This window comes from Sphingomonas larreae (genome assembly GCF_051400595.1).
Taxonomy (GTDB): Bacteria; Pseudomonadota; Alphaproteobacteria; order Sphingomonadales; family Sphingomonadaceae; genus Sphingomonas.
In genome coordinates, this window is sequence record NZ_JBLFFI010000001.1 from 676,959 (window position 1) to 697,629 (window position 20,671).

The 20,671-nt window shown below is 67.3% G+C and carries 32 protein-coding genes; 1 reads left to right on the top strand and 31 read right to left on the bottom strand.

What is annotated here, in order from left to right; translation table 11 throughout:
• Positions 1-51: 51 nt before the first annotated feature.
• The 7 genes from bla to ACMGDM_RS02940 form a co-directional block, all read right to left on the bottom strand.
• On the bottom strand, positions 52-1,083 hold the full coding sequence (gene bla, locus ACMGDM_RS02910; RefSeq protein ID WP_436802632.1) for a subclass B3 metallo-beta-lactamase: 1,032 nt from the start codon (positions 1,081-1,083) through the stop codon (positions 52-54).
• Positions 1,080-2,633, bottom strand: coding sequence for a glutamine-hydrolyzing GMP synthase (guaA, locus tag ACMGDM_RS02915; RefSeq protein ID WP_436802633.1), 1,554 nt, complete (start codon positions 2,631-2,633; stop codon positions 1,080-1,082). Before guaA ends, bla begins: the two co-directional genes overlap by 4 nt.
• Positions 2,634-2,954: 321 nt before the next feature.
• On the bottom strand, positions 2,955-3,377 hold the full coding sequence (gene rplQ, locus ACMGDM_RS02920; protein WP_436802634.1) for a 50S ribosomal protein L17: 423 nt from the start codon (positions 3,375-3,377) through the stop codon (positions 2,955-2,957).
• Between the two features lie 258 nt (positions 3,378-3,635).
• Positions 3,636-4,700 carry a DNA-directed RNA polymerase subunit alpha gene (locus ACMGDM_RS02925; RefSeq protein ID WP_436802635.1) on the bottom strand — a complete coding sequence of 355 codons (1,065 nt, stop codon included), beginning with the start codon at positions 4,698-4,700 and terminating at the stop codon, positions 3,636-3,638.
• Between the two features lie 92 nt (positions 4,701-4,792).
• Positions 4,793-5,182 (bottom strand): 30S ribosomal protein S11, encoded by a 390-nt coding sequence (rpsK, locus tag ACMGDM_RS02930; RefSeq protein ID WP_019516037.1) that lies wholly within the window; start codon positions 5,180-5,182, stop codon positions 4,793-4,795.
• Positions 5,183-5,283: 101 nt separating this feature from the next.
• The gene (gene rpsM / locus ACMGDM_RS02935) at positions 5,284-5,652 is read right to left on the bottom strand and encodes a 30S ribosomal protein S13 (protein ID WP_132909157.1); all 369 of its coding nucleotides are present in this window, start codon (positions 5,650-5,652) and stop codon (positions 5,284-5,286) included.
• Between the two features lie 190 nt (positions 5,653-5,842).
• Positions 5,843-6,088, bottom strand: coding sequence for a hypothetical protein (locus ACMGDM_RS02940; protein WP_436802636.1), 246 nt, complete (start codon positions 6,086-6,088; stop codon positions 5,843-5,845).
• Between the two features lie 515 nt (positions 6,089-6,603).
• Here ACMGDM_RS02940 and ACMGDM_RS02945 point away from each other — a divergent pair.
• Positions 6,604-6,831: a hypothetical protein gene (locus ACMGDM_RS02945; RefSeq protein ID WP_436802637.1), complete on the top strand. Its 228-nt coding sequence runs from the start codon at positions 6,604-6,606 to the stop codon at positions 6,829-6,831.
• Here the strand turns inward: ACMGDM_RS02945 and ACMGDM_RS02950 are convergent.
• The 24 genes from ACMGDM_RS02950 to tuf all read right to left on the bottom strand — a co-directional run bounded on the left by ACMGDM_RS02950 (position 6,794) and on the right by tuf (position 20,661).
• Positions 6,794-7,441 carry an adenylate kinase gene (locus ACMGDM_RS02950; RefSeq protein WP_436802638.1) on the bottom strand — a complete coding sequence of 216 codons (648 nt, stop codon included), beginning with the start codon at positions 7,439-7,441 and terminating at the stop codon, positions 6,794-6,796. The two genes, ACMGDM_RS02945 and ACMGDM_RS02950, sit on opposite strands and share 38 nt — an antisense overlap.
• Positions 7,442-7,481: 40 nt before the next feature.
• Positions 7,482-8,828, bottom strand: a complete 1,347-nt coding sequence (secY, locus tag ACMGDM_RS02955) for a preprotein translocase subunit SecY (protein ID WP_436802639.1) — start codon at positions 8,826-8,828, stop codon at positions 7,482-7,484.
• A gap of 260 nt (positions 8,829-9,088) precedes the next feature.
• On the bottom strand, positions 9,089-9,622 hold the full coding sequence (gene rplO / locus ACMGDM_RS02960) for a 50S ribosomal protein L15 (RefSeq protein WP_132909152.1): 534 nt from the start codon (positions 9,620-9,622) through the stop codon (positions 9,089-9,091).
• Between the two features lie 96 nt (positions 9,623-9,718).
• The gene (gene rpmD / locus ACMGDM_RS02965; protein ID WP_132909151.1) at positions 9,719-9,898 is read right to left on the bottom strand and encodes a 50S ribosomal protein L30; all 180 of its coding nucleotides are present in this window, start codon (positions 9,896-9,898) and stop codon (positions 9,719-9,721) included.
• A 5-nt stretch (positions 9,899-9,903) separates the two neighbouring features.
• Positions 9,904-10,653, bottom strand: a complete 750-nt coding sequence (rpsE, locus tag ACMGDM_RS02970; protein ID WP_436802640.1) for a 30S ribosomal protein S5 — start codon at positions 10,651-10,653, stop codon at positions 9,904-9,906.
• A gap of 3 nt (positions 10,654-10,656) precedes the next feature.
• Complete coding sequence (gene rplR, locus ACMGDM_RS02975) at positions 10,657-11,007, bottom strand: 50S ribosomal protein L18 (protein WP_132909149.1); 351 nt, start codon at positions 11,005-11,007, stop codon at positions 10,657-10,659.
• Positions 11,004-11,537, bottom strand: a complete 534-nt coding sequence (gene rplF / locus ACMGDM_RS02980) for a 50S ribosomal protein L6 (RefSeq protein ID WP_132909148.1) — start codon at positions 11,535-11,537, stop codon at positions 11,004-11,006. Before rplF ends, rplR begins: the two co-directional genes overlap by 4 nt.
• Positions 11,537-11,947 (bottom strand): 30S ribosomal protein S8, encoded by a 411-nt coding sequence (rpsH, locus tag ACMGDM_RS02985; RefSeq protein ID WP_132909147.1) that lies wholly within the window; start codon positions 11,945-11,947, stop codon positions 11,537-11,539. The genes rplF and rpsH overlap by 1 nt, the downstream gene beginning before the upstream one ends.
• Before the next feature lie 9 nt (positions 11,948-11,956).
• Complete coding sequence (gene rpsN, locus ACMGDM_RS02990) at positions 11,957-12,262, bottom strand: 30S ribosomal protein S14 (protein ID WP_028966611.1); 306 nt, start codon at positions 12,260-12,262, stop codon at positions 11,957-11,959.
• 35 nt (positions 12,263-12,297) lie between these two features.
• The gene (gene rplE, locus ACMGDM_RS02995) at positions 12,298-12,885 is read right to left on the bottom strand and encodes a 50S ribosomal protein L5 (protein WP_436802641.1); all 588 of its coding nucleotides are present in this window, start codon (positions 12,883-12,885) and stop codon (positions 12,298-12,300) included.
• The gene (gene rplX / locus ACMGDM_RS03000) at positions 12,878-13,195 is read right to left on the bottom strand and encodes a 50S ribosomal protein L24 (RefSeq protein ID WP_436802642.1); all 318 of its coding nucleotides are present in this window, start codon (positions 13,193-13,195) and stop codon (positions 12,878-12,880) included. The genes rplE and rplX overlap by 8 nt, the downstream gene beginning before the upstream one ends.
• Complete coding sequence (rplN, locus tag ACMGDM_RS03005) at positions 13,195-13,563, bottom strand: 50S ribosomal protein L14 (protein ID WP_022687056.1); 369 nt, start codon at positions 13,561-13,563, stop codon at positions 13,195-13,197. Before rplN ends, rplX begins: the two co-directional genes overlap by 1 nt.
• 222 nt (positions 13,564-13,785) lie before the next feature.
• On the bottom strand, positions 13,786-14,058 hold the full coding sequence (rpsQ, locus tag ACMGDM_RS03010; RefSeq protein ID WP_132909143.1) for a 30S ribosomal protein S17: 273 nt from the start codon (positions 14,056-14,058) through the stop codon (positions 13,786-13,788).
• 13 nt (positions 14,059-14,071) lie between these two features.
• On the bottom strand, positions 14,072-14,278 hold the full coding sequence (gene rpmC / locus ACMGDM_RS03015) for a 50S ribosomal protein L29 (RefSeq protein WP_183921112.1): 207 nt from the start codon (positions 14,276-14,278) through the stop codon (positions 14,072-14,074).
• A gap of 1 nt (position 14,279) precedes the next feature.
• Positions 14,280-14,714 carry a 50S ribosomal protein L16 gene (rplP, locus tag ACMGDM_RS03020; RefSeq protein ID WP_022687059.1) on the bottom strand — a complete coding sequence of 145 codons (435 nt, stop codon included), beginning with the start codon at positions 14,712-14,714 and terminating at the stop codon, positions 14,280-14,282.
• A gap of 11 nt (positions 14,715-14,725) precedes the next feature.
• Positions 14,726-15,433: a 30S ribosomal protein S3 gene (rpsC, locus tag ACMGDM_RS03025; protein ID WP_183921113.1), complete on the bottom strand. Its 708-nt coding sequence runs from the start codon at positions 15,431-15,433 to the stop codon at positions 14,726-14,728.
• Positions 15,433-15,810: a 50S ribosomal protein L22 gene (rplV, locus tag ACMGDM_RS03030; protein ID WP_132909140.1), complete on the bottom strand. Its 378-nt coding sequence runs from the start codon at positions 15,808-15,810 to the stop codon at positions 15,433-15,435. Before rplV ends, rpsC begins: the two co-directional genes overlap by 1 nt.
• Entirely contained in the window at positions 15,810-16,085 is a 276-nt protein-coding gene (gene rpsS, locus ACMGDM_RS03035) for a 30S ribosomal protein S19 (protein WP_132909139.1), read from the bottom strand. Before rpsS ends, rplV begins: the two co-directional genes overlap by 1 nt.
• Positions 16,085-16,918 carry a 50S ribosomal protein L2 gene (gene rplB, locus ACMGDM_RS03040; protein ID WP_183921114.1) on the bottom strand — a complete coding sequence of 278 codons (834 nt, stop codon included), beginning with the start codon at positions 16,916-16,918 and terminating at the stop codon, positions 16,085-16,087. The genes rpsS and rplB overlap by 1 nt, the downstream gene beginning before the upstream one ends.
• A gap of 1 nt (position 16,919) precedes the next feature.
• On the bottom strand, positions 16,920-17,234 hold the full coding sequence (locus ACMGDM_RS03045) for a 50S ribosomal protein L23 (RefSeq protein ID WP_132909137.1): 315 nt from the start codon (positions 17,232-17,234) through the stop codon (positions 16,920-16,922).
• Positions 17,227-17,841 carry a 50S ribosomal protein L4 gene (gene rplD, locus ACMGDM_RS03050; protein ID WP_132909136.1) on the bottom strand — a complete coding sequence of 205 codons (615 nt, stop codon included), beginning with the start codon at positions 17,839-17,841 and terminating at the stop codon, positions 17,227-17,229. The genes ACMGDM_RS03045 and rplD overlap by 8 nt, the downstream gene beginning before the upstream one ends.
• Positions 17,842-17,843: 2 nt before the next feature.
• A complete protein-coding gene (rplC, locus tag ACMGDM_RS03055) occupies positions 17,844-18,596 on the bottom strand; it encodes a 50S ribosomal protein L3 (RefSeq protein WP_436802643.1) in 753 nt (250 codons plus the stop codon).
• 292 nt (positions 18,597-18,888) lie between these two features.
• Positions 18,889-19,197, bottom strand: coding sequence for a 30S ribosomal protein S10 (rpsJ, locus tag ACMGDM_RS03060; protein WP_007406109.1), 309 nt, complete (start codon positions 19,195-19,197; stop codon positions 18,889-18,891).
• A gap of 267 nt (positions 19,198-19,464) precedes the next feature.
• The gene (gene tuf, locus ACMGDM_RS03065) at positions 19,465-20,661 is read right to left on the bottom strand and encodes an elongation factor Tu (protein WP_436802644.1); all 1,197 of its coding nucleotides are present in this window, start codon (positions 20,659-20,661) and stop codon (positions 19,465-19,467) included.
• Positions 20,662-20,671: the final 10 nt, after the last annotated feature.

The window sequence follows — 20,671 nt, forward strand, 5'->3', positions numbered from 1 at the left end:
ACCTGTTTTCACTCAAGCCTATGCCCGCACCGCGCGCAACGCCCTTGCGGCTCACCCGCCCGCGCGCGACGACGCGCGCCAGACACGCGCGAAGTCGGCGCGCGCCGATGCCACCATCGTTCGCAGCAGGCGCGGCGCCACCAGCGTTCCGGCGCGCGCGCGACCGAACACATCGGCGCTCTCCGGGTGCATCGGCAGCACCACGTCGGCTGGGAGGCGATCGAGCCGGTCGAAGGTGGTGCGATAATCACGCGCGATGGTCGGATAACGACGATTGCCCACCAGGCGGTTGCCCGCCACCGTGACGCTTCCGGCGAACACCACCTCCAGCGGCCGGCCGCGATCAACCACGTGCATCACCCAGCTGGTGCAGCCCGGCGTATGGCCCGGCGTCGCGATCGCGCGCAGCGTGACGTCGCCCAGCGACACTTGCTCGCCGTCCGCCACCGGACTGACCTGCGTCACCGGCGTGAAGCGCATCACGCCATAATCGGTCTCGCCCGGCGGCACTCCGGCACGCAGCGAGGCGACGTCGCCCCGGCCGGCGAGCACGCGCGCGCCGGTGTCGCGGCGCATCCGCTCTAGCCCGCCGACATGGTCGAAGTGCGCATGGCTGACGAGGATGAGCTTGACGTCGCTGAGCTTGAGCCCGAGCGCGCGGATGTTGCGCTCGATCGCGGGCACGTTCTCTTCCATCGTCGCGTCGACGAGGATCGCCCCTGCGCTGGTGCGGATCAGATAGGCACCGAGCCCGCGGGTGCCGACATAGGTAATCGGGCCGATCAGCGGCAGCGGCGCGCGCGGCTGGGTCCACTCGGGTGGGCTGTCGAACGCGGCCGATGCTGGCGCGGCGAGCGCGAGGCCCGCCAGTGCGAGGGCACGCCATAACCGCGCGGTCGGCGCGGGGGCGTCGTCGGACGGGCCACCGTCCGCCCTTTCCCCGCCCGCCGCGCGGCGGCTCGCGCTGCCGAATGACGCGGACGAGCAGCCCGCGGCTGCTCGCGCGTCGGCCACCGCGCGGCGGCTGGCGCCGCCGAATGACGCAGGCGAGCAGCCCCCGGCTGCTCGCTCTTCCCGCGTCACTCCCACTCGATCGTGCCCGGCGGCTTGGAGGTGTAATCGTAGGTCACCCGATTGATGCCCTTCACCTCGTTGATGATCCGGGTCGCCACGCGCGGCAGGAAGTCGCCCGGGAACTGGAACGCCTGCGCGGTCATGCCGTCGGTCGAGGTCACCGCACGCAACGCCAGCACCGAGTCATAAGTCCGACCGTCGCCCATCACGCCGACGGAGCGCACCGGCAGCAGCACCGCGAACGCCTGCCAGATCGTGTCGTACAGACCCGCCATGCGGATCTCCTCGAGATAGATCGCGTCGGCCTTGCGCAGGATATCGCAGCGCTCCTTGCTGACCTCGCCGGGGATGCGGATCGCCAGCCCCGGCCCGGGGAACGGGTGGCGACCGACGAAGGCGTCCGGCAGACCCAGCTCGCGGCCGAGCGCGCGCACCTCGTCCTTGAACAATTCGCGCAGCGGCTCGACCAGCTTCATGTTCATCCGCTCGGGCAGCCCGCCGACATTGTGGTGGCTCTTGATCGTCACCGACGGGCCGCCGGTGAAGCTCACGCTCTCGATCACGTCGGGATAGAGCGTGCCCTGTGCCAGGAACTCGGCGCCGCCGATCTTGCGCGCCTCGTCCTCGAACACGTCGATGAAGGTCTTGCCGATGAACTTGCGCTTGGCCTCGGGATCGGTGACCCCGGCCAGCCCGCCGAGGAACAGCGTCTCCGCATTCACGTGCACCAGCGGGATGTTGTAGTGGTTGCGGAACAGGCCGACGACCTGGTCGGCCTCGCCCGCGCGCAGCAACCCGTGATCGACGAAGACGCAGGTGAGCTGATCGCCGATCGCCTCGTGGATCAGCACCGCCGCCACCGCGGAGTCGACCCCGCCCGATAAGCCGCAGATCACACGCCCGCTGCCGACCTGCTCGCGGATCTCGGCGATCTTGGTGGCGCGGAACTCGGCCATCGTCCAGTCGCCCGCCAGCCCGCAGACGTGGCGCGCGAAATTGGCGATCAGCTTGCCGCCGTCCGGCGTATGGACCACCTCGGGATGGAACTGCATGCCGTAATAGCGGCGCGTCTCGTCGGCGGTGAGCGCGAACGGCGCGCCCCGCGACGAGGCGACCGGCACGAACCCGGGCGCGAGCGCGGCGACATGGTCGCCGTGGCTCATCCACACCTGGTGGCGCTCGCCCGACTGCCACAGCCCGTCGAACAGCCCGCAGGCGGCGTCGACCTCGACATAGGCCTCGCCGAACTCGCCGGCATTGCCCTTCTCGACCTTGCCGCCCAGCTGTTCGTTCATCACCTGCTGGCCGTAGCAGATGCCGAGCACCGGCACGCCCGAGTCGAACACCGCCTGCGGCGCGCGCGGGCTGCCTGCGTCCACCACCGAGGCGGGGCCGCCGGAGAGGATCACGCCCTTGGGGCGCATCCGCGCGAAGGCGTCGGCGGCGGACTGGAAGGGCGCGATCTCGCTGTAGACCCCCGCCTCGCGCACGCGGCGCGCGATCAACTGGGTCACCTGGCTGCCGAAATCGACGATGAGGATGCTGTCGGGATGCTCCATGGCGGGCGTGTAGCGGCTGCGCCCCGGGCTTGGAAGGGGCGCGAATGTTGAGAATGTTGAGACGCACGCCGGGTGCGTGCGCGGCGAATGTTGACAATGTTGAGGCGCGGGCAGGTTCGCGCCGCCGCGTCGGGTGGGCGCGGGACGGCCGCCTCGCGGCAAAGCGTAAGGGAACGACTTCGGGCGGGAACATCGCGCCACTGTCGCAGGCGTGCGCCGTGTAGGACAGCGCCGGGACGCGCGGACCATGTGGGCCCAATGCAAGAGGGCCGCCCCGGCATCCCGGGACGGCCCTCCTGCGATCGTGCAACGCGCGCGCGATCAGGCGGCGACGTCGAAGTCCTCGTCGGTCGTCACCGGGCCCGAGTCCTGGCCCTTGGCGGCGACGTCGCGGTCGACGAACTCGATGATCGCCATCGGCGACGCGTCCGAGGCGCGGACGCCCGCCTTGATGATGCGCGTGTAGCCGCCGTTGCGCGAGGCGTAGCGCGGCGCCAGCACGTCGAACAGCTTCACCAGCTGCGCGTCGTCGAGCAGCCGCGCATGCGCGAGACGACGGTTGCTGAGACCGCCCTTCTTGCCGAGCGTGATCAGCTTCTCGATGTACGGGCGCAGTTCTTTCGCCTTGGCGACGGTGGTGGTGATCTGCTCGTGCTTGATCAGCGCGGCCGACATGTTGCGGAACAGCGCCTGGCGATGGGCCGAGGTGCGCTGCAGCTTACGACCGCCAACTCTATGACGCATGGGTCTTTCCTTTCGTTCGTCAGGGGGCCGTGAACGGGCTCCATCGAAGTCGCACTTCGATGGGTGCCCTCAGGTACCCCGGGCCTGGTGGGGACGTTTGAGCCCACCGTTGTCACGTCGCTCCCGCGGGAGCCTCTATAAGATAGGAGACCGGGTGGCGCCGCGGCGAAGCCGCGGCGTCGGTCGGGTGCCGGACGCGGCACCCGCCGGCCGGGCAGATCGACGCAACGCGGATTAGCTCGCGCCAATCCGCTGCGATCAGCCCATGATCTCCTGTTCGAGCTTCTTGGCGACTTCCTCGATGTTCTCGGGCGGCCAGCCGGGGATCTCCATGCCCAGCCGCAGCCCCATCGACGAGAGCACTTCCTTGATCTCGTTGAGCGACTTGCGCCCGAAGTTCGGGGTTCGCAGCATCTCCGCCTCGGTCTTGCCGACGAGATCACCGATATAGATGATGTTGTCGTTCTTGAGGCAGTTGGCCGAGCGGACCGAAAGCTCGAGCTCGTCGACCTTCTTGAGCAGGTAGCGGTTGATCTGCGCCGTGTCGCTCGCGACCTCGCCGCCCGACGCGACCGGCGCCGCGACGCCGACCGGGGCCGACCGCGTTACCGAGGAATCGTCGAAGTGGACGAACAGCGCCAGCTGGTCCTGCAGGATGCGGCCGGCATAGCCCACCGCGTCCTCGGGGGTGACGGTGCCGTCAGTCTCGATCGTCAGCGTCAGCTTGTCGTAGTCGAGGTCCTGCCCGACGCGGGTGGGATCGACCTTGTACGACACCTGGCGCACCGGCGAGTAGAGCGCGTCGACCGGGATGAGGCCGATCGGCGCGTCGGCCGGGCGGTTGTTGACCGCGGCGACATAGCCCTTACCGACGTCGGCGGTGAGCTCCATGTTGAGCGTCGCGCCCTCGTCGAGATGGCAGATCACCAGCTCGGGGTTCATCACCTCGATGTCGCCCGACACCGCAATGTCGCCCGCCTTTACCTCGGACGGACCCGTTGCGGAGAGCTGGAGGCGCTTCGGCCCCTCGCCCTGCATGCGGATCGCGATCTGCTTGACGTTGAGAACGATGTCGGTGACGTCCTCGCGCACGCCGGCGAGCGAGCTGAACTCATGCAGCACGTTCTCGATCTTGATCGAGGTCACCGCGGCACCCTGCAGCGAGGAGAGCAGCACGCGCCGCAGCGCGTTGCCCAGCGTCAGCCCGAAGCCACGCTCCAGCGGCTCGGCGACGAAGGTCGCCTTGCGCTTGCCGTCACCGCTCTTCTTCTCGAGCTGGTTGGGCTTCTTCAGTTCTTGCCAGTTCTTTGCGTTGACAGACAAGCTCTCGTCCCCTGGGGTTGGGCCGGCGCTGGCGGGCGCCGACCGGGTAATGGACGCAGCCGCTCGTCAGCGGCCACGCGAAGAACATCAGATCAGACGCGACGCCGCTTCGACGGACGCACGCCATTGTGCGGGATCGAGGTCACGTCGCGGATCGACGTGATCTGGAAGCCGACCGCCTGCAGCGCGCGCAGCGCCGACTCGCGACCCGACCCCGGGCCCTTGACCTCGACCTCGAGCGTGCGGACGCCGTGCTCGGCGGCCTTCTTGCCCGCGTCCTCGGCCGCGACCTGCGCCGCATACGGGGTCGACTTGCGGCTGCCCTTGAAGCCCATCATGCCCGCGGACGACCAGCTGATGGCGTTGCCCTGCGCGTCGGTGATGGTGATCATGGTGTTGTTGAAGCTTGCGTTCACGTGAGCGACGCCCGCGGTGATGTTCTTGCGTTCGCGCCGGCGAATGCGCTGCGGTGCCTGAGCCATGTGGTGTTCCTGACCTGAATTTCCAAGACGGAGGGCGGCGGGCTGTCAGCCTCGGGCCTGCCTTCCGGCGGAGAAGAAGTGCAAATCGTCCCGCGGACGATTTACTTCTTCTTACCCGCGATCGGCTTCGCCTTGCCCTTGCGGGTGCGCGCATTGGTGTGCGTGCGCTGGCCGCGGACCGGCAGGCCCTTGCGGTGACGCAGGCCACGGTAGCAGGCGAGGTCCATCAGGCGCTTGATGTTCATCGCGGTCTCGCGACGAAGGTCACCCTCGACGGTGTAGCCGGCATCGATCGCCTCGCGGATCTGCAGCACTTCCTGATCGGTCAGGTCCTGCACGCGCCGCTCCGGCGTGATGTTCAGCTTCTCGGTCAGTTCCTTGGCCTTGGCCGGACCGATGCCGTGGATGTAGGTCAGCGCGATCACCACGCGCTTGTTGGTCGGGATGTTAACACCCGCGATACGTGCCATGTGTTATGTCTCCTGTGCTCCACGGGGTGCGGCATGGCTGCACGCATCCCATCTCAACGCATTGCCTTCCGCGCCCCCGCCTGCCCGAGTCGCTCCCCGCCGAACGCAGGAAACGCGACGTGCGCACGAGTGCGACGCCGACGGGTGAGAGGTTGGAAGAGAGGGCGGATAAGCGCGCGGGAACGCACTGTCAAGCAAGCGGTTCCGAGTCGCGCTGCGCCAGCCGCCGCAACGCGACCCATTTGCGGAGCGCCACGACGACCCAGGCGAGCTCGACCAGCCCGAACGGCCACGCGCCCTGAAGGAAGCCGTACGCGGAGCCCATCAGGCATCCCAACGCGAACAGCAGCGTCCAGAATGGCGCGCGCTCCTCCATCATATAGCACAGCAGCATGAAAGTGACGGCGAACAGGCCGAAGAGGGTCAGCGCATCCATGCCGCGGGTGTGGCGTATCGCACGCGCGGGGACCAGAGCGCTGGTGGCTTAGTCGCCTGTGGGAGCGGTGATGGGGAGCGCGACCGACATCCCTCGCCTCGCGTCATCCTGAACTCGTTTCAGGACCCACGGCGCCGCACACACGTCCGCCGCGGCGCTTGCGGGAACGTGGATCCTGAAACGAGTTCAGGATGACGGGCTGTCAGGAGAATGGCGAGCCGCGCAGGCCGTTCCGGTGCGGCGAAATGGCGCCAAGCACCCGAAGAGCCGGCGGAGACAGGGAACCCTCCGCCGGCCTCGTCACCACCGGGAGAGAAGGTGACGAGTTCGTATTGTCTTCGGCGATCGGGCGGCGACCATCGCTGCCCGTGCCCTCTTCCTACCCGCTGCGGCGCTGCCGGAGCGTGTCAGGCGCATGAACTTTCGGTCATGTGTGTGAAAATACGACCGTATAGGATCATGGTCGCTGACGCGGGCTGGCGTCCGGACGCGCCGACGCATCCCGCGCCGCAGCGATGCGTTCACACGAGATGGAGGAACTGCAACGCGCCTATGCCTCGCTGGAGACACCGCATCTTCGTGCCCGCGCCGCGGTGGAGGTGACGCCCGCGGGGCTACTCGCGATCGGCGGGATGGTGGCCGCGGTGCTGGCGGGCAGCGCGGCGATCGTCCTCGCCGCGCGCCGTGCCCCGACAGCGCCGCGCCTCAGCGATCGCCGAGGATCGACTCGATCGCGGCGGTGACCGCGCCGATCTCGGCCATGCCGTCGACTCGCCGGACCAGGCCGCGCGACTCGTAGATCGGGATGATCGGTGCGGTCTTGGCGCGATACTCGGCCATGCGCGTCCGCACCGTCTCTTCATTGTCGTCGGGACGGCGCTTGAACTCGCTCGATCCGCACACATCGCAGACGTTCTCGACCTGAGGTCGCTTGAACGTGTCGTGATAGCCGGTGCCGCATACCGCACAGGTGAAGCGACCGACGATCCGCTCGACCAAAGCGTCCTCGTTGACCTCGAGTTCGATGACATGGTCGAGCGTCTGCCCGCGCTCCGCCAGCAGCAGGTCGAGCGCGTCGGCCTGCGCCGCCGTGCGCGGATAGCCGTCGAAGATCGCGCCAACGCCGGTACCCGCGTCCATCCGCTCGCCGATCAGCGCCGAGACGATGGCATCCGAGACGAGCTCGCCCGCCTCCATCACCGCCTTGGCCTGGAGGCCCACCGGCGTACCCGCCTTCACTGCCGCCCGCAGCATATCGCCGGTGGAGAGCTGGACCATGCCGCGCTCCTCGACCAGCCGCTGCGCCTGGGTGCCCTTGCCCGCCCCCGGCGGCCCCAGCAGAATCATGTTCACGAGATAACGCCTCCCTGTCGCGTCGTCCCGCGCCCCGCGTTCAGCGGCGGCGCGCGCCCTTCAGTTTCGCCTTCTTGATCAGGTCGCCATATTGGTGCGCCAGCAGGTGCGACTGGATCTGGGTGACGGTATCCATCGTCACGTTGACCACGATCAGCAGGCTGGTGCCGCCGAGATAGAAGGGGATCGACAGCGCCGACACCAGATACTCGGGGACGACGCAGATGAACGTCAGATAGGCCGCGCCAATCACCGTGATGCGGGTCAGCACATAGTCGAAATAGCTCTCGGTGTTCTTGCCGGGGCGGATGCCCGGAATGAAGCCGCCGTAGCGCTTGAGGTTCTCCGCCGTTTCCTCGGGGTTGAACACCACCGCCGTGTAGAAGAACGAGAAGAAGATGATGCCGGCGGCATAGAGCGCCATGTACACCGGCGAGCCGTGCTGGAGATATTGGTTCAGCCCGATCAGGATGTCACCGAAGCGGCTCTCGCCCGAGACGCGGTTGCCGGCGAACTGCGTGATCGTCAGCGGCAGCAGCAACAGCGACGAGGCGAAGATCGGCGGAATCACGCCCGCGGTGTTGATCTTGAGCGGCAGGTGGCTGCGATCCGCCTGCATGCCGCGCTGCGTCTGACGCTTGGGATATTGGATCAGGATGCGGCGCTGCGCGCGCTCCATGAAGCAGATCAGCAGGATCAGCCCCGCGACCACGGCGACGATCAGCACCACCGATACCGCGCTCATCGAACCCGATCGCCCGCCCTCGAGCAGGTTGACCAGGGTGGTCGGCAGATGCGCGACGATGCCCGCCATGATGATCAGCGACACGCCGTTGCCGATGCCGCGGCTGGTGATCTGCTCGCCCAGCCACATCAGGAACATCGTGCCGCCGATCAGCGAGATCACCGCGCCGATGCGGAACACCATGCCCGGCTCGATCACCGCGCCGCCCGCCTCGAGCCCGCGCGCGATGAAATAGCCCTGCACCGCGGTCAGCGCGACCGTGCCGTAACGGGTGTATTGATTGAGCTTCTTGCGCCCCGACTCGCCTTCCTTCTTGATCGCGGCAAGCTGCGGGCTGAGCGAGGTGGCAAGCTGCACCACGATCGAGGCGGTAATGTACGGCATCACGCCGAGCGCGATCAGCGAGGCGCGCGACAGCGAGCCGCCCGAGAAGGTGTTGAAGAAATCGAGTACGCCGCCCTTCATCCGCTCGGCGAGGACGCCGAGCTGGGTGGGGTCGATCCCCGGCAGCGGCACGTAGCTCAGCAGCCGGAAGACGATCAGCGCGCCGATCGTGAACCACAGCCTTTTCTTGAGGTCGGTCGCCTGCGCGAACTTCGCGAGGCTGATGCTCTGCGCCATCTGGTCGGCTGCGGATGCCATCGTATCGGTGTATCCTGGAAACGAAGAACGGCGGGATGCGTTTGTACCGCCCCGCCGCTCATATAGGCGCATCAGGCGCCTTGTCTAACCCGGTCTGTCCGGATCACGCGCGGCGCGAACATGAGGCGCGTCCGCCCTCCCTTACCCGTCAGCCCGGACTTGATCCGGGGCCCATCGTGCCGCGGGTCACAACGAACGTCGCGGCCGCGCCGTGGATCCCGGGTCGAGCCCGGGATGACGGGGAGAGTTAGCGGAGCGGCTTACGCCTGCGTCTGCGCCTGCTTGCGCGCGGCCTGCGCGGTGCGGTGCTTCGCCTTGTGCTTGTCCGCGGCGGGGACGATCTCCGGCACGGTGACCGAGCCGCCGAGCTTCTCGACCGCCTCACGCGCCGACGCCGACACGCCCGCGACGGTGAAGTTCAGCTTGGTGGTCAGCTCGCCCTTGCCGAGCAGCCGCACGCCGTCCTTGCCGCCGCGCGCCAGGCCCGCCGCCTTGAGCGCGGCATGGTCCAGGTCGGTGCCGGTCAGCTTGCCCGACTCGATCGCCTTCTGGATCTCGCCGAGGTTCACCGTGGCATAGTCCTTGGCGAAGATGTTGTTGAAGCCACGCTTCGGCAGCCGCATGTGGAGCGGCATCTGGCCACCCTCGAAGCCGGCGATGCTGACGCCCTCACGGCTCTTCTGGCCCTTGACGCCGCGGCCGCCGGTCTTGCCCTTGCCCGAGCCGATGCCGCGGCCGACGCGGATCTTGCGGTGACGGGCGCCCTGGTTGTCGCTGAGTTCGTTGAGCTTCATGATATGCACTCGCTTTCGCTTCTGTCGCGCTGAAAAACAGGAAGGGGGCCGGTTAGCCCCCTTCCCTCGTCGTGTCACTAGTCAGGTGGGAAAGGCTCAGCCCTCCACCACCTCGACCATGTGCTGCACCTTGCGGATCATGCCGCGCACCTCGGGGCTGTCCTGCAGCTCCGCGACGCGGTGCATCTTGTTCAGGCCCAGACCCACGAGCGTCGCGCGCTGGTCCTTGGTCCGCCGGATCGGCGAGCCGGTCTGCTTCACCTTGATGGTCGCCATCTCGCTCACTCCACCACTGCCGCGGCATCCGCCTCGGCGGTCGCCGCGTCCGCGCCATGCGCGCGGCCGAGCAGGTCGGCGATCTTCTTGCCGCGACGCTGCGCCACCGCCTTCGGCGAGGTCTGCGTGTTCAGCGCCTCGAAGGTCGCGCGGATCATGTTGTACGGGTTCGAGGTGCCGACCGACTTGGTCACCACGTCGGCAACGCCGAGGCTCTCGAACACCGCACGCATCGGACCGCCGGCGATGATGCCGGTGCCCTGCGGCGCCGAGCGCAGCGTCACGCGACCCGCGCCGAAGTGGCCGTTGCCGTCATGATGCAGCGTGCGGCCTTCCTTGAGCGGCACGCGGACCATCTTCTTCTTGGCCGCGGCGGTCGCCTTGGAGATCGCCTCGGGGACCTCGCGAGCCTTGCCGTGACCGAAGCCGACGCGGCCCTTGCCGTCGCCCACCACGACCAGTGCCGCGAAGCCGAAGCGCTTGCCGCCCTTCACCGTCTTCGAGACGCGGTTGATGTGGACGAGCTTCTCGATCAGCTCCTCACCGCCGTCGTCGTTGTTGCGACGGTCGTCGCGGCGGCCACGGCCACCGTCACGGCCACCGCGTCCACCACGATCGTTGCCGCCGCGACCACCGCCGCCGCCACGGCCACCACGCGCGCCGCGAGGCGGGCCATTGTCCTGCGGCGCGGCCTGCGCCGGTGCCGCATTGGCCTCGGCCTCGGGCGCCTGCGTCTGCTGGTTCTCGTCAGCCATGTCTTAGAACTCCAGTCCGGCTTCGCGCGCGGCCTCGGCCAGCGCCTTCACCCGGCCGTGAAAGAGGAAGCCACCACGGTCGAACACGACCTGCGTGACACCGGCGGCCTTGGCCGCCTCGGCGACGCGCTTGCCCACCTCGGTCGCAGCCGCGACGGTCGCGGTCTTGCCCTCATGCCCGGCCAGCGTCGAGGCCGAAGCCACGGTATGGCCGTTGGCGTCGTCGATGACCTGGGCGTAGATGTGCTTGCCCGAGCGATGCACCGACAGGCGCGGACGGGTGCCGGCCCGCGCGCGCAGCGCCGTGCGGTTGCGGCGACGCCGCTTGTCGAAAAGCGAAAGACCCTTGGTCACTTCTTCTTCCCTTCCTTACGGAAGATATACTCGCCGTCGTACTTGATGCCCTTGCCCTTGTACGGCTCGGGCTTACGCCAGCGGCGGATCTCGGCGGCCAGCTGGCCGACGCGCTGCTTGTCCGCACCGCTGATCTCGACGGTGGTCGCGTCCGGCGTCTTTACCTCGATGCCCTCGGGCACCTCGATGTTGACGTCGTGGCTGTAGCCGAGCTGCAGGCGCAGGTTACGACCCTGTGCCGCGGCGCGATAGCCGACGCCGGTGATCAGCAGCTTCTTGGTGAAGCCCTCGGTCACGCCGGTGACGAGGTTCTGCACCAGCGTCCGCTGCATGCCCCAGAAGGCGCGCGCGCGCTTGGTGTCGTTGGCCGGCTGCACGCCGATCGAGTCACCCTGCACGTCGTAGCTGATCAGGTCCGACAGCGGCATCGACAGGGTGCCCTTGGGGCCCTTGACCGACAGCTCGTTGCCGTTGCGGGTGGCGGTGACGCCCGACGGGATCGGGACCGCCTTCTTGCCGATGCGGCTCATTAGAACACCTCCGCCAGCACTTCGCCGCCGACGTTCTGCTCGCGCGCCTCGGCGTCCGACAGAACGCCTTTCGGCGTCGACACGATGGTGATGCCCAGGCCGTTCATCACGCGCGGCAGCTCAGTGGCGCCGGAGTAGATGCGGCGGCCCGGCTTTGAGACGCGCGCGACATGCTTGATCGCGGGCTGGCCCTCGAAATACTTCAGCTCGATGCGCACGCCCTTGGTGGACGCGCCCTTGCCGAGCGCGAGCTCCTCCTCGGAATAGCCGCGGATGTAGCCTTCGCGCTGGAGCACGTCGAGCACACGGACGCGCAGCTTCGACGCGGGCGACAGCACGCTGTCCTTGCGCGCGCGCTGGCCGTTGCGGATGCGGGTGAGCAGGTCACCCAGGGGATCGGTCACTGCCATCGTACGTCCTTACCAGCTCGACTTGGTGAGACCCGGGATCAGGCCCTTGTTGGCCAGATCGCGCAGCATCACACGGGCAAGCCCGAACTTGCGGTAGTAAGCACGCGGACGACCGGTCAGCGCGCAGCGGTTGCGAATCCGCGTCGGATTGGCGTTGCGGGGCAGCTCAGCCATCTTCAGCCGCGCGATGAGACGCTCGGTCTCGTCGAGCGACTGATCGTTCGCCTGCGCCTTCAGCTTCGCCAGCTTGGGCGCATATTGCGCCACCAGCTTCTTGCGACGCTCGTTCTTGTTCACGGAACTCAGTTTCGCCATGGACTTAAGCTCTCTTTATCAGACCAGCGAGACGGTCATGCCGCCTTCTTCGCGTCGGTCGTTTCGTCCTCGATCGGGAACGGGAAGCCGAACAGACGGAGCAGCTCGCGCGCCTCGTCGTCGCTCTTCGCGGTCGTGGTCACGATCACGTCCATGCCACGCACCTTGTCGATGCGGTCATAGTTGATCTCCGGGAACACGATCTGCTCCTTGATGCCGCAGGCGTAATTGCCACGGCCGTCGAAGCTCTTCGGGTTCAGCCCGCGGAAGTCGCGGACGCGCGGGAGCGCGATGGTGATGAAGCGGTCGAGGAACTCGTACATGCGCTCGCGGCGAAGCGTGACCTTCACGCCGATCGGCATGCCCTCACGCAGCTTGAACTGCGCGATCGACTTCTTCGCCTTGGTGACCACCGGCTTCTGACCGGCGATCAGCTCCATTTCCGACGCGGCCTGGTCGACGCGCTTCTTGTCCTGGGTCGCCTCGCCGACGCCCATGTTGAGCACGATCTTGTCGATCCGCGGGATCTCGTTGACGTTCTTGTAACCGAACTTCTCGGTCATCGCCGCAACGATGCGATCCTCGTAGATCGCCTTCATGCGCGGCTTGTAGGCGTCAGCCATCGATCTTCTCCCCGGTCTTCACCGCGACGCGGACCTTCTTGCCATCCTGCGTCTCGAAGCGGACGCGCGTCGGCTTGCCGTCGGCAGTGACGTGCGCCACCTTCGAGACGTGCAGCGGCGCCTCGATGCGCTCGAGCCCGCCCTGCGGGTTCGCCTGCGTCGGCTTGCGGTGACGGGTGGCGACGTTGACGCCGCCGACGATCACCTTGCTATCCTTCGGCATCGACTGGGTGACCGTGCCGGTCTTGCCCTTGTCCTTGCCCGAGAGGACGATGACCTGATCGCCCGTCTTGATCTTCGCGGCGGCCATTACAGCACCTCCGGCGCAAGGCTGATGATCTTCATGTGCTTCTTGCCGCGCAGCTCGCGCACGACCGGCCCGAAGATACGGGTGCCGATCGGCTCCTCGTTCTTGTTGACCAGCACCGCGGCATTGCCGTCGAACCGGATCACCGAGCCGTCAGCGCGGCGGATGTCCTTGGCGGTGCGCACGATCACCGCGCGGTGAACGTCGCCCTTCTTCACGCGGCCACGCGGCTGCGCTTCCTTGACGCTGACGACGATGATGTCGCCCACGCCGGCCGTGCGGCGCTTGGACCCGCCAAGCACCTTGATGCACTGCACCCGCTTCGCGCCGCTGTTGTCAGCGACGTCGAGATTGGATTGCATCTGGATCATTGATCCGCTTCCTTCTCGCCCCTGGGGTGGATACCGACCCAGCCCCGCCTAAAAAAACGACCCCCGGCAGGCGCATGGCCGTACCGAGGGGAGCGGCCGGTTAGCCGCTCCGCGGGCGAAAGGCAAGTGCCCTGCCCCCACGTCTTCCCGCCACACTCGGCTGGTCTCCGCGGCCAGGCCGCGGACCCTTCCCGAAACGCCGGCGGGCGCACTCAGCGACGCTTACGCGTCGACGTCGACCCGCTCGGGCGCGACATGCGTGTTCACGCGGTCGACGACCTTCCAGGTCTTCAGCTTGGAGATCGGCGCGGTCTCTTCGATGCGCACGGTCTCGCCCTGCTTATACTCGTTCGCCTCGTCATGGGCGTGGTACTTCTTCGAGCGGCGGATGATCTTGCCGTAGAGCGGGTGCTTCACCTTGCGCTCCACGTTGACGATCACCGTCTTCTCGCCCTTATCGGAGACGATCACTCCGGTCAGCACGCGCTTCGGCATGTGCGTCGTCCTCTTACTTGGCCGCAGCCGCAGCATTGCGCTGCGCCTGCAGGGTCTTGATGCGGGCGATGTCCTTACGGACCTCACGCACGCGGCTCGGCTTCTCGAGCTGGCTGGTCGCCGCCTGGAAGCGCAGGTTGAACTGCTCGCGCTTCAGGTTGCCCAGGCTCTCGGCGAGCTGGTCGTCGCTCTGGCCGGTGAAGTCAGTGGTATTTGCCATCTTACTCGCCTCCCAGGTGCGAGGTGTCGCCGAGGCGCGCCACGACCTTGGTCTTGATCGGCAGCTTCATCGCGGCGCGCTCGAACGCCTCCGCGGCGAGCGGCCCCTCGACGCCGTCGAGCTCGAACAGGATCCGGCCCGGCTTGACCCGCGCGGCCCAGAATTCGGGCGAACCCTTGCCCGAGCCCATGCGGACTTCGGCGGGCTTGCTCGACACCGGCACGTCCGGGAATACGCGGATCCACAAACGCCCCTGGCGCTTGATGTGGCGCGTGATCGCGCGGCGGGCCGCCTCGATCTGACGCGCGGTGATACGATCCGGCTCCATCGCCTTGAGGCCATAGGAGCCGAAGTTCAGCGAGGTGCCGCCCTTGGCGTCGCCGTGGATACGGCCCTTGAACGCCTTGCGGAACTTGGTGCGCTTCGGTTGCAGCATTGCCTTATTCCTTAGCGGCGGTCATCGCGCGCGGGGCGCACGCCGGAGGTCTGGGCCTCCATCATGAGGCGATCGGTCGCCATCGGGTCGTGACCGAGGATCTCGCCCTTGAACACCCACACCTTGACGCCGCAGACGCCATAAGCGGTGTGCGCCTCGGCCTCGGCATAGTCGATGTTGGCGCGCAGCGTGTGCAGCGGCACCCGGCCCTCGCGATAGCTCTCCGAGCGCGCGATCTCGGCGCCGCCGAGACGGCCGCCGCAATAGACCTTGATGCCGTCCGCGCCAAGACGCATCGCCGACTGCACCGCGCGCTTCATCGCGCGACGGAAAGCGATACGGCGCTCGAGCTGGTCCGCGATGCCCTGCGCGACGAGCTTGGCATCGACCTCGGGCTTGCGGATCTCGACGATGTTCAGCGAGACGTCCGAGCTGGTCATCGCGCCGAGCGTCTTGCGCAGCTTCTCGATGTCCGAACCCTTCTTGCCGATGATCACGCCGGGGCGTGCGGCAAAAACCGAAATGCGGCACAGCTTGGCGGGACGATCGATCACCACCTTCGAGATCGCCGCCTGCGGCAGCGTCTTGATGATGTACTGGCGGATCTTGAGATCCTCCAGCAGCAGGCGACGGTAATCGTCGCCCTCGGCGTACCAGCGGCTGTCCCAGGTGCGGTTGATCTGCAGGCGCAGACCGATGGGATTGCTCTTGTGACCCATTAGGCTTCTTCCTGCTCGCGCACGACGATCCGCAGCCGCGAGAACGGCTTGAGGATGCGGGTGGACTTGCCGCGGCCGCGCGTGGCGAACCGCTTCATGGTGATCGACTTGCCGACCGACGCCTCGGCGACGACGAGCGCGTCGACGTCGAGGTTGTGGTTGTTCTCGGCGTTGGCGATGGCCGAGGCCAGCACCTTGCGCGCGTCGACCGCCATCGACTTCTTGGAGAAGGCGAGGATGTTCATCGCGTCGGCCGCCGAGCGGCCCCGGATGAGCGCCGCGACCAGGCCCAGCTTCTGCGCCGAGCCGCGGATCTGCGTGCCGACCGAGAGGGCTTCCTTCTCGCCGACCTTGCGGGGGGATGCAGGCTTGCTCATCAGCGCTTGCCCTTCTTGTCAGCCGCGTGGCCCGGGAAGAACCGGGTCGGCGCGAACTCGCCGAGCTTCATGCCGACCATGTCCTCGTTGACCGAGACCGGCACGAACTTGCGGCCGTTGTAGACCGAGAACGTCAGACCGACGAACTGCGGCAGGATGGTGGAGCGGCGCGACCAGGTCTTGATCGGCGCGCGCCCACCGGCGTCCTGCGCGGCCTCGGCCTTCTTGAGCAGGCTCAGTTCGACGAACGGGCCCTTCCAGACAGAGCGAGCCATTACTTCTTCCTCGCGTGGCGGCTACGGATGATCATCTTGTCCGTAGACTTGTTGTGGCGGGTGCGCGCACCCTTGGTCGGCTTGCCCCACGGCGTGACCGGGTGACGGCCGCCCGAGGTCCGGCCCTCACCACCGCCGTGCGGGTGGTCGACCGGGTTCTTGGCCACGCCGCGCGTCAGCGGGCGCTTGCCCATCCAGCGCGAGCGGCCAGCCTTGCCGAGGTTCTGGTTCTGGTTGTCGGGGTTCGACACCGCACCGATCGTCGCCATGCACTCGCCGTGGATGTAGCGCTGCTCACCCGAGTTGAGGCGGACGATGACCATGCCACGGTCGCGACCGACGACCTGCACATAGGTGCCGGCCGAACGCGCGATCTGGCCGCCCTTGCCCGGCTTCATCTCCACGTTGTGGACGATGGTGCCGACCGGAATCTGGCCCAGCTCCATGGCGTTGCCCGGCTTCACGTCGGTCTTCTTGCCCGCGATCACCTTGTCGCCCGGCGCGAGCCGCTGCGGCGCGATGATATAGGCCAGCTCCTCGTCGGGATACTTGACCAGCGCGATGAAGGCGGTGCGGTTCGGATCATACTCGAGCCGCTCGACGGTGCCCTCGACGTCCCACTTGCGCCGCTTGAAGTCGACGTAGCGGTAGCGCTGCTTGTGACCGCCCGCGATGCCGCGCGAGGTCACATGGCCCTTGTTGTTGCGGCCGCCGGTCTTGCGCTTGCCCTCGGTCAGCGCCTTGACGGGCTTGCCCTTGTACAGCGCCGACTTGTCGACGAGGACGAGGCCGCGCTGCGCCGGCGACGTCGGGTTATAATGCTTGAGTGCCATCTTACTTGGCCCCCTCAGTGACGTCGATCGACTGCCCCTCGCGGAGCGTAACGATCGCCTTCTTGACATCGGAGCGACGGTAGGGCGCACCCTTCCAGCGCTTGGTCTTGCCCTTCTGGACGATCGTGTTCACGCCCGTGACGCTGACGCCGAAGAGCGCCTCCACGGCCGCCTTGATCTGGGGCTTGGTCGCCTTGTTGGCGACCTTGAAGACCACCGCGTTCTGCTCGGAGAGCAGGGTCGCCTTCTCGGTGATGTGCGGCGCGACAATCACGTCATAGTGACGGTTGTCGATCGCCTCTGCCGGCTTAGCCATTGAAGCGCGCCTCCAGCTTCTCGACCGCCGCGCGCGTCAGCACCAGCGTGTCTGCCTTGATGATGTCGTAGACGTTCGCGCCGACCGCCGGGAGCAGGTCCACGCCCGGCAGGTTACGACCGGCGCGGAAGCTCTCGCCCGCCTCGCCGTCGATCACCAGCGTGCGCTTGCCCGTGGTGAGCGTGGCGAAGTGGCCCTTGAGCTCCTTCGTCTTCTGCACCTCGAAGGCGTCGAGCACGATCAGCGAGCCGGCCTTGGCATGGCTGCTGAGCGCCATCTTGAGGCCGAGCGCGCGAATCTTCTTGTTGAGCCCGGGGTTGAAGTCGCGGACGCGGGCGCCGTGCGCCTTACCGCCGCCGATGAACACCGGGGCGCGGCGATCGCCGTGACGCGCCACACCGCCGCCCTTCTGGCGACCAAGCTTCTTGCCCGAGCGGGCGACGTCGGCGCGCTCGCGCGTGCCGCGCGCTGTGGCGCGACGCTTCTCGAGCTGCCAGGTCACGACGCGGTGCAGGATGTCGGCGCGCGGATCGAGGCCGAAGACCTCGTCGTTGAGCTCGATGTCCGCTGCATCGGTGCCGGCGAAGGAGGAAACCTTGACCTTCACGTTCAGCCCTCCTGGCCGTCGGTCGCGGGGGCATCGGCCGACGTATCGGCCGGCGTGTTCGCCGCGCTGTTGTTGTTGGCCGCCGACTTGATCGACGCCGGGAACGGCGCGCTCTCGTGGCGAGCCTGCTTGACCGCGTCCTTGACGAACAGCCAGCCGCCCTTCGAGCCGGGCACCGAGCCCTTCACGAAGATCAGGCCGCGCTCGACGTCGGTGCCGACGATCTCGAGATTCTGCTGGGTGCGGTTCTTGTCACCCATGTGGCCCGCCATCTTCTTGTTCTTGAAGACGCGGCCGGGATCCTGACGGTTGCCGGTCGAACCGTGCGAGCGGTGCGACACCGACACGCCGTGGGTCGCGCGCAGACCGCCGAAGTTCCAGCGCTTCATCGCGCCGGCGAAACCCTTGCCCTGGGTGCGGCCCTGGATGTCGACCAGCTGGCCGGCGACATAGTGATCGGCAGCGAGCTCGGCGCCGACGTCGAGGAGGTTGTCCTCGGTCACGCGGAACTCGTGCACCACCGCCTTGGGCTCCACCTCGGCCTTGCCGAAGTGGCCGCGCTGCGGCTTGGCGACGTTCTTGCTCTTGGCGACACCGGCGCCAAGCTGGACGGCGGTGTAGCCGTCACGGTCCTTCTCGCGACGGGCGACGACCTGAAGCGCCTCGATCTGCAGGACGGTAACCGGCACGTGGCGGCCATCGTCCTGGAACAGGCGGGTCATCCCCATTTTCTTCGCGATCACGCCAGTACGCATGATCCCTTGCTCCTTGACAGAGGCACCGCGAGGCCCATCCCCACGGTGCTTGTGATCCGCGCCTGGCGGCACGGATCGGTCAGCCCGGAATATGCGAAGCGTGCCCCCGTCCCGGGCTGGGCGCTTCCCCGAAGGGAAACAGACGGGAGACGCTGACCCGGCCACCCGAAGGCGGCCGGCGGTATCTCATGGTCGTCGGAGCGTCCGGCGGGCGGTGCGCTCGTCCGTCTCGCGCGATACGCCACGAAACGGAAAACCCGCGGGACTCACGTCAACCGCGGGAGCCGGCCAATTACGCGAGCTTGATCTCGACGTCAACACCCGCGGCGAGGTCGAGCTTCATCAGCGCGTCCACCGTCTGCGGGGTCGGCTGAACGATATCGAGCATGCGCTTGTAGGTGCGAACCTCGAACTGCTCGCGCGACTTCTTGTCGATGTGCGGACCACGGTTGACCGTGAACTTCTCGATGCGCGTCGGCAGCGGGATAGGGCCACGGATGAGCGCGCCGGTGCGGCGCGCGGTGTCGGCGATGTCGCCGGTCGCCTGATCGAGCACGCGATGATCGAACGCCTTGAGGCGAATGCGGATGTTGCTGTCCATGATCCCTACCAATGCGAAAGAGCGGGGCACTTCCTCCCCCGTCACTCCGGCCTAAACCGAAGCCCTGCTACGCTAGCGCTGACGCTGCCACCACAAGACCCCGGCCGAGACCGGGCTGACGGGACGAGAGCACCTCTTGCTGTTCTCGAACCCAAAGCGAAGGCGCGGCCATAACCGCGCTCCCATAAAAAGGCAACCGCCCGATGCACCATTCGGCGCATCGGGCGGAACCTTTCGCGTCGGGCCGGCGGACCGGCCCGGCACGGCTTACTTCGAGATGGCGCTCACCACGCCCGCACCCACCGTGCGGCCACCCTCGCGGATGGTGAAGCGCTGGCCGACGTCCATCGCGATCGGCGCGATCAGCTTGATGCCGAGCGCGACGTTGTCGCCCGGCATGACCATCTCGGTGCCCTCGGGCAGCTCAACGGTGCCGGTCACGTCCGTGGTGCGGAAGTAGAACTGCGGACGGTAGTTGGCGAAGAACGGCGTGTGACGGCCACCCTCGTCCTTCGACAGCACGTACACCTCCGACGAGAAGTCGGTGTGCGGCTTGATCGAGCCCGGCTTGCAGAGCACCTGACCACGCTCGACCTCATCGCGTGCGACGCCGCGGATCAGCGCGCCGACGTTGTCGCCGGCCTGGCCCTGATCGAGCAGCTTGCGGAACATCTCGACGCCGGTGACGGTGGTCTTGCGGACCTCCGGGTGGATGCCGACGATCTCGACTTCCTCACCGACCTTGATCACGCCGGTCTCGACGCGGCCGGTCACGACGGTGCCGCGACCCGAGATCGAGAACACGTCCTCGATCGGCATCATGAACGGCTTGTCGAGCGGACGCTCCGGCTGCGGGATGTACTCGTCCACCGCCTTCATCAGCTCCATGACCGCGTCCGGCCCGAGCTTCTGGTTCGAACCCGACAGCGCGCAGGTGGCCGAGCCCTTGATGATCGGAATGTCGTCGCCCGGGAACTCGTACGAGCTGAGCAGCTCGCGGACTTCCAGCTCGACGAGCTCGAGGATCTCCTCGTCGTCGACCAGGTCGACCTTGTTCATGAACACGACCATCGCCGGCACGCCGACCTGGCGCGCGAGCAGGATGTGCTCGCGGGTCTGCGGCATCGGGCCGTCGGTGGCGGACACGACCAGGATCGCGCCGTCCATCTGGGCCGCGCCGGTGATCATGTTCTTGACGTAATCGGCGTGCCCCGGGCAGTCGACGTGCGCATAGTGGCGGTTGGCGGTCTCATACTCGACGTGTGCGGTCGAGATGGTGATGCCGCGCTCGCGCTCTTCCGGCGCCTTGTCGATGTTGGCGAAGTCCACCGCCGCGTTGCCCGCGACGTTCTCCGCCAGCACCTTGGTGATGGCCGCGGTCAGCGAGGTCTTGCCATGGTCGACGTGACCGATGGTGCCGATGTTCAGGTGCGGCTTGTTCCGCTCAAACTTAGCCTTAGCCATTGTTTCCCTA

Bases quoted from the DNA above. Each gene is read 5' to 3' on its own strand.
- rplQ (WP_436802634.1), bottom strand. From the start codon at position 3,377: ATGCGTCATAGAGTTGGCGGTCGTAAGCTGCAGCGCACCTCGGCCCAT.
- rpsC (WP_183921113.1), bottom strand. From the start codon at position 15,433: ATGGGTCACAAGAGCAATCCCATCGGTCTGCGCCTGCAGATCAACCGC.
- guaA (WP_436802633.1), bottom strand. From the start codon at position 2,633: ATGGAGCATCCCGACAGCATCCTCATCGTCGATTTCGGCAGCCAGGTG.
- rpsS (WP_132909139.1), bottom strand. From the start codon at position 16,085: ATGGCTCGCTCTGTCTGGAAGGGCCCGTTCGTCGAACTGAGCCTGCTC.
- rpmD (WP_132909151.1), bottom strand. From the start codon at position 9,898: ATGGCGACCATCAAGGTGAAGCAGACCGGCTCGCCGATCCGGCGGACC.
- tuf (WP_436802644.1), bottom strand. From the start codon at position 20,661: ATGGCTAAGGCTAAGTTTGAGCGGAACAAGCCGCACCTGAACATCGGC.
- rpsE (WP_436802640.1), bottom strand. From the start codon at position 10,653: ATGGCTGACGAGAACCAGCAGACGCAGGCGCCCGAGGCCGAGGCCAAT.
- rpsN (WP_028966611.1), bottom strand. From the start codon at position 12,262: ATGGCGAAACTGAGTTCCGTGAACAAGAACGAGCGTCGCAAGAAGCTG.
- rplX (WP_436802642.1), bottom strand. From the start codon at position 13,195: ATGGCCGCCGCGAAGATCAAGACGGGCGATCAGGTCATCGTCCTCTCG.
- rplB (WP_183921114.1), bottom strand. From the start codon at position 16,918: ATGGCACTCAAGCATTATAACCCGACGTCGCCGGCGCAGCGCGGCCTC.
- rplC (WP_436802643.1), bottom strand. From the start codon at position 18,596: ATGCGTACTGGCGTGATCGCGAAGAAAATGGGGATGACCCGCCTGTTC.
- rpsM (WP_132909157.1), bottom strand. From the start codon at position 5,652: ATGGCACGTATCGCGGGTGTTAACATCCCGACCAACAAGCGCGTGGTG.
- ACMGDM_RS03045 (WP_132909137.1), bottom strand. From the start codon at position 17,234: ATGGCTAAGCCGGCAGAGGCGATCGACAACCGTCACTATGACGTGATT.
- rplP (WP_022687059.1), bottom strand. From the start codon at position 14,714: ATGCTGCAACCGAAGCGCACCAAGTTCCGCAAGGCGTTCAAGGGCCGT.
- ACMGDM_RS02945 (WP_436802637.1), top strand. From the start codon at position 6,604: ATGCGTTCACACGAGATGGAGGAACTGCAACGCGCCTATGCCTCGCTG.
- rplV (WP_132909140.1), bottom strand. From the start codon at position 15,810: ATGAGCAAGCCTGCATCCCCCCGCAAGGTCGGCGAGAAGGAAGCCCTC.
- rplF (WP_132909148.1), bottom strand. From the start codon at position 11,537: ATGAGCCGCATCGGCAAGAAGGCGGTCCCGATCCCGTCGGGCGTCACC.
- secY (WP_436802639.1), bottom strand. From the start codon at position 8,828: ATGGCATCCGCAGCCGACCAGATGGCGCAGAGCATCAGCCTCGCGAAG.
- ACMGDM_RS02940 (WP_436802636.1), bottom strand. From the start codon at position 6,088: ATGGATGCGCTGACCCTCTTCGGCCTGTTCGCCGTCACTTTCATGCTG.
- rplO (WP_132909152.1), bottom strand. From the start codon at position 9,622: ATGAAGCTCAACGAACTCAGCGACAACCAGGGCGCCCGTCACCGCAAG.
- rpsJ (WP_007406109.1), bottom strand. From the start codon at position 19,197: ATGGACAGCAACATCCGCATTCGCCTCAAGGCGTTCGATCATCGCGTG.
- rplN (WP_022687056.1), bottom strand. From the start codon at position 13,563: ATGATCCAGATGCAATCCAATCTCGACGTCGCTGACAACAGCGGCGCG.
- rplE (WP_436802641.1), bottom strand. From the start codon at position 12,885: ATGGCTGACGCCTACAAGCCGCGCATGAAGGCGATCTACGAGGATCGC.
- rpsQ (WP_132909143.1), bottom strand. From the start codon at position 14,058: ATGCCGAAGCGCGTGCTGACCGGAGTGATCGTCTCCGATAAGGGCGAG.
- rpsK (WP_019516037.1), bottom strand. From the start codon at position 5,182: ATGGCTCAGGCACCGCAGCGCATTCGCCGGCGCGAACGCAAGAACATC.
- rpmC (WP_183921112.1), bottom strand. From the start codon at position 14,278: ATGGCAAATACCACTGACTTCACCGGCCAGAGCGACGACCAGCTCGCC.
- rpsH (WP_132909147.1), bottom strand. From the start codon at position 11,947: ATGGCAGTGACCGATCCCCTGGGTGACCTGCTCACCCGCATCCGCAAC.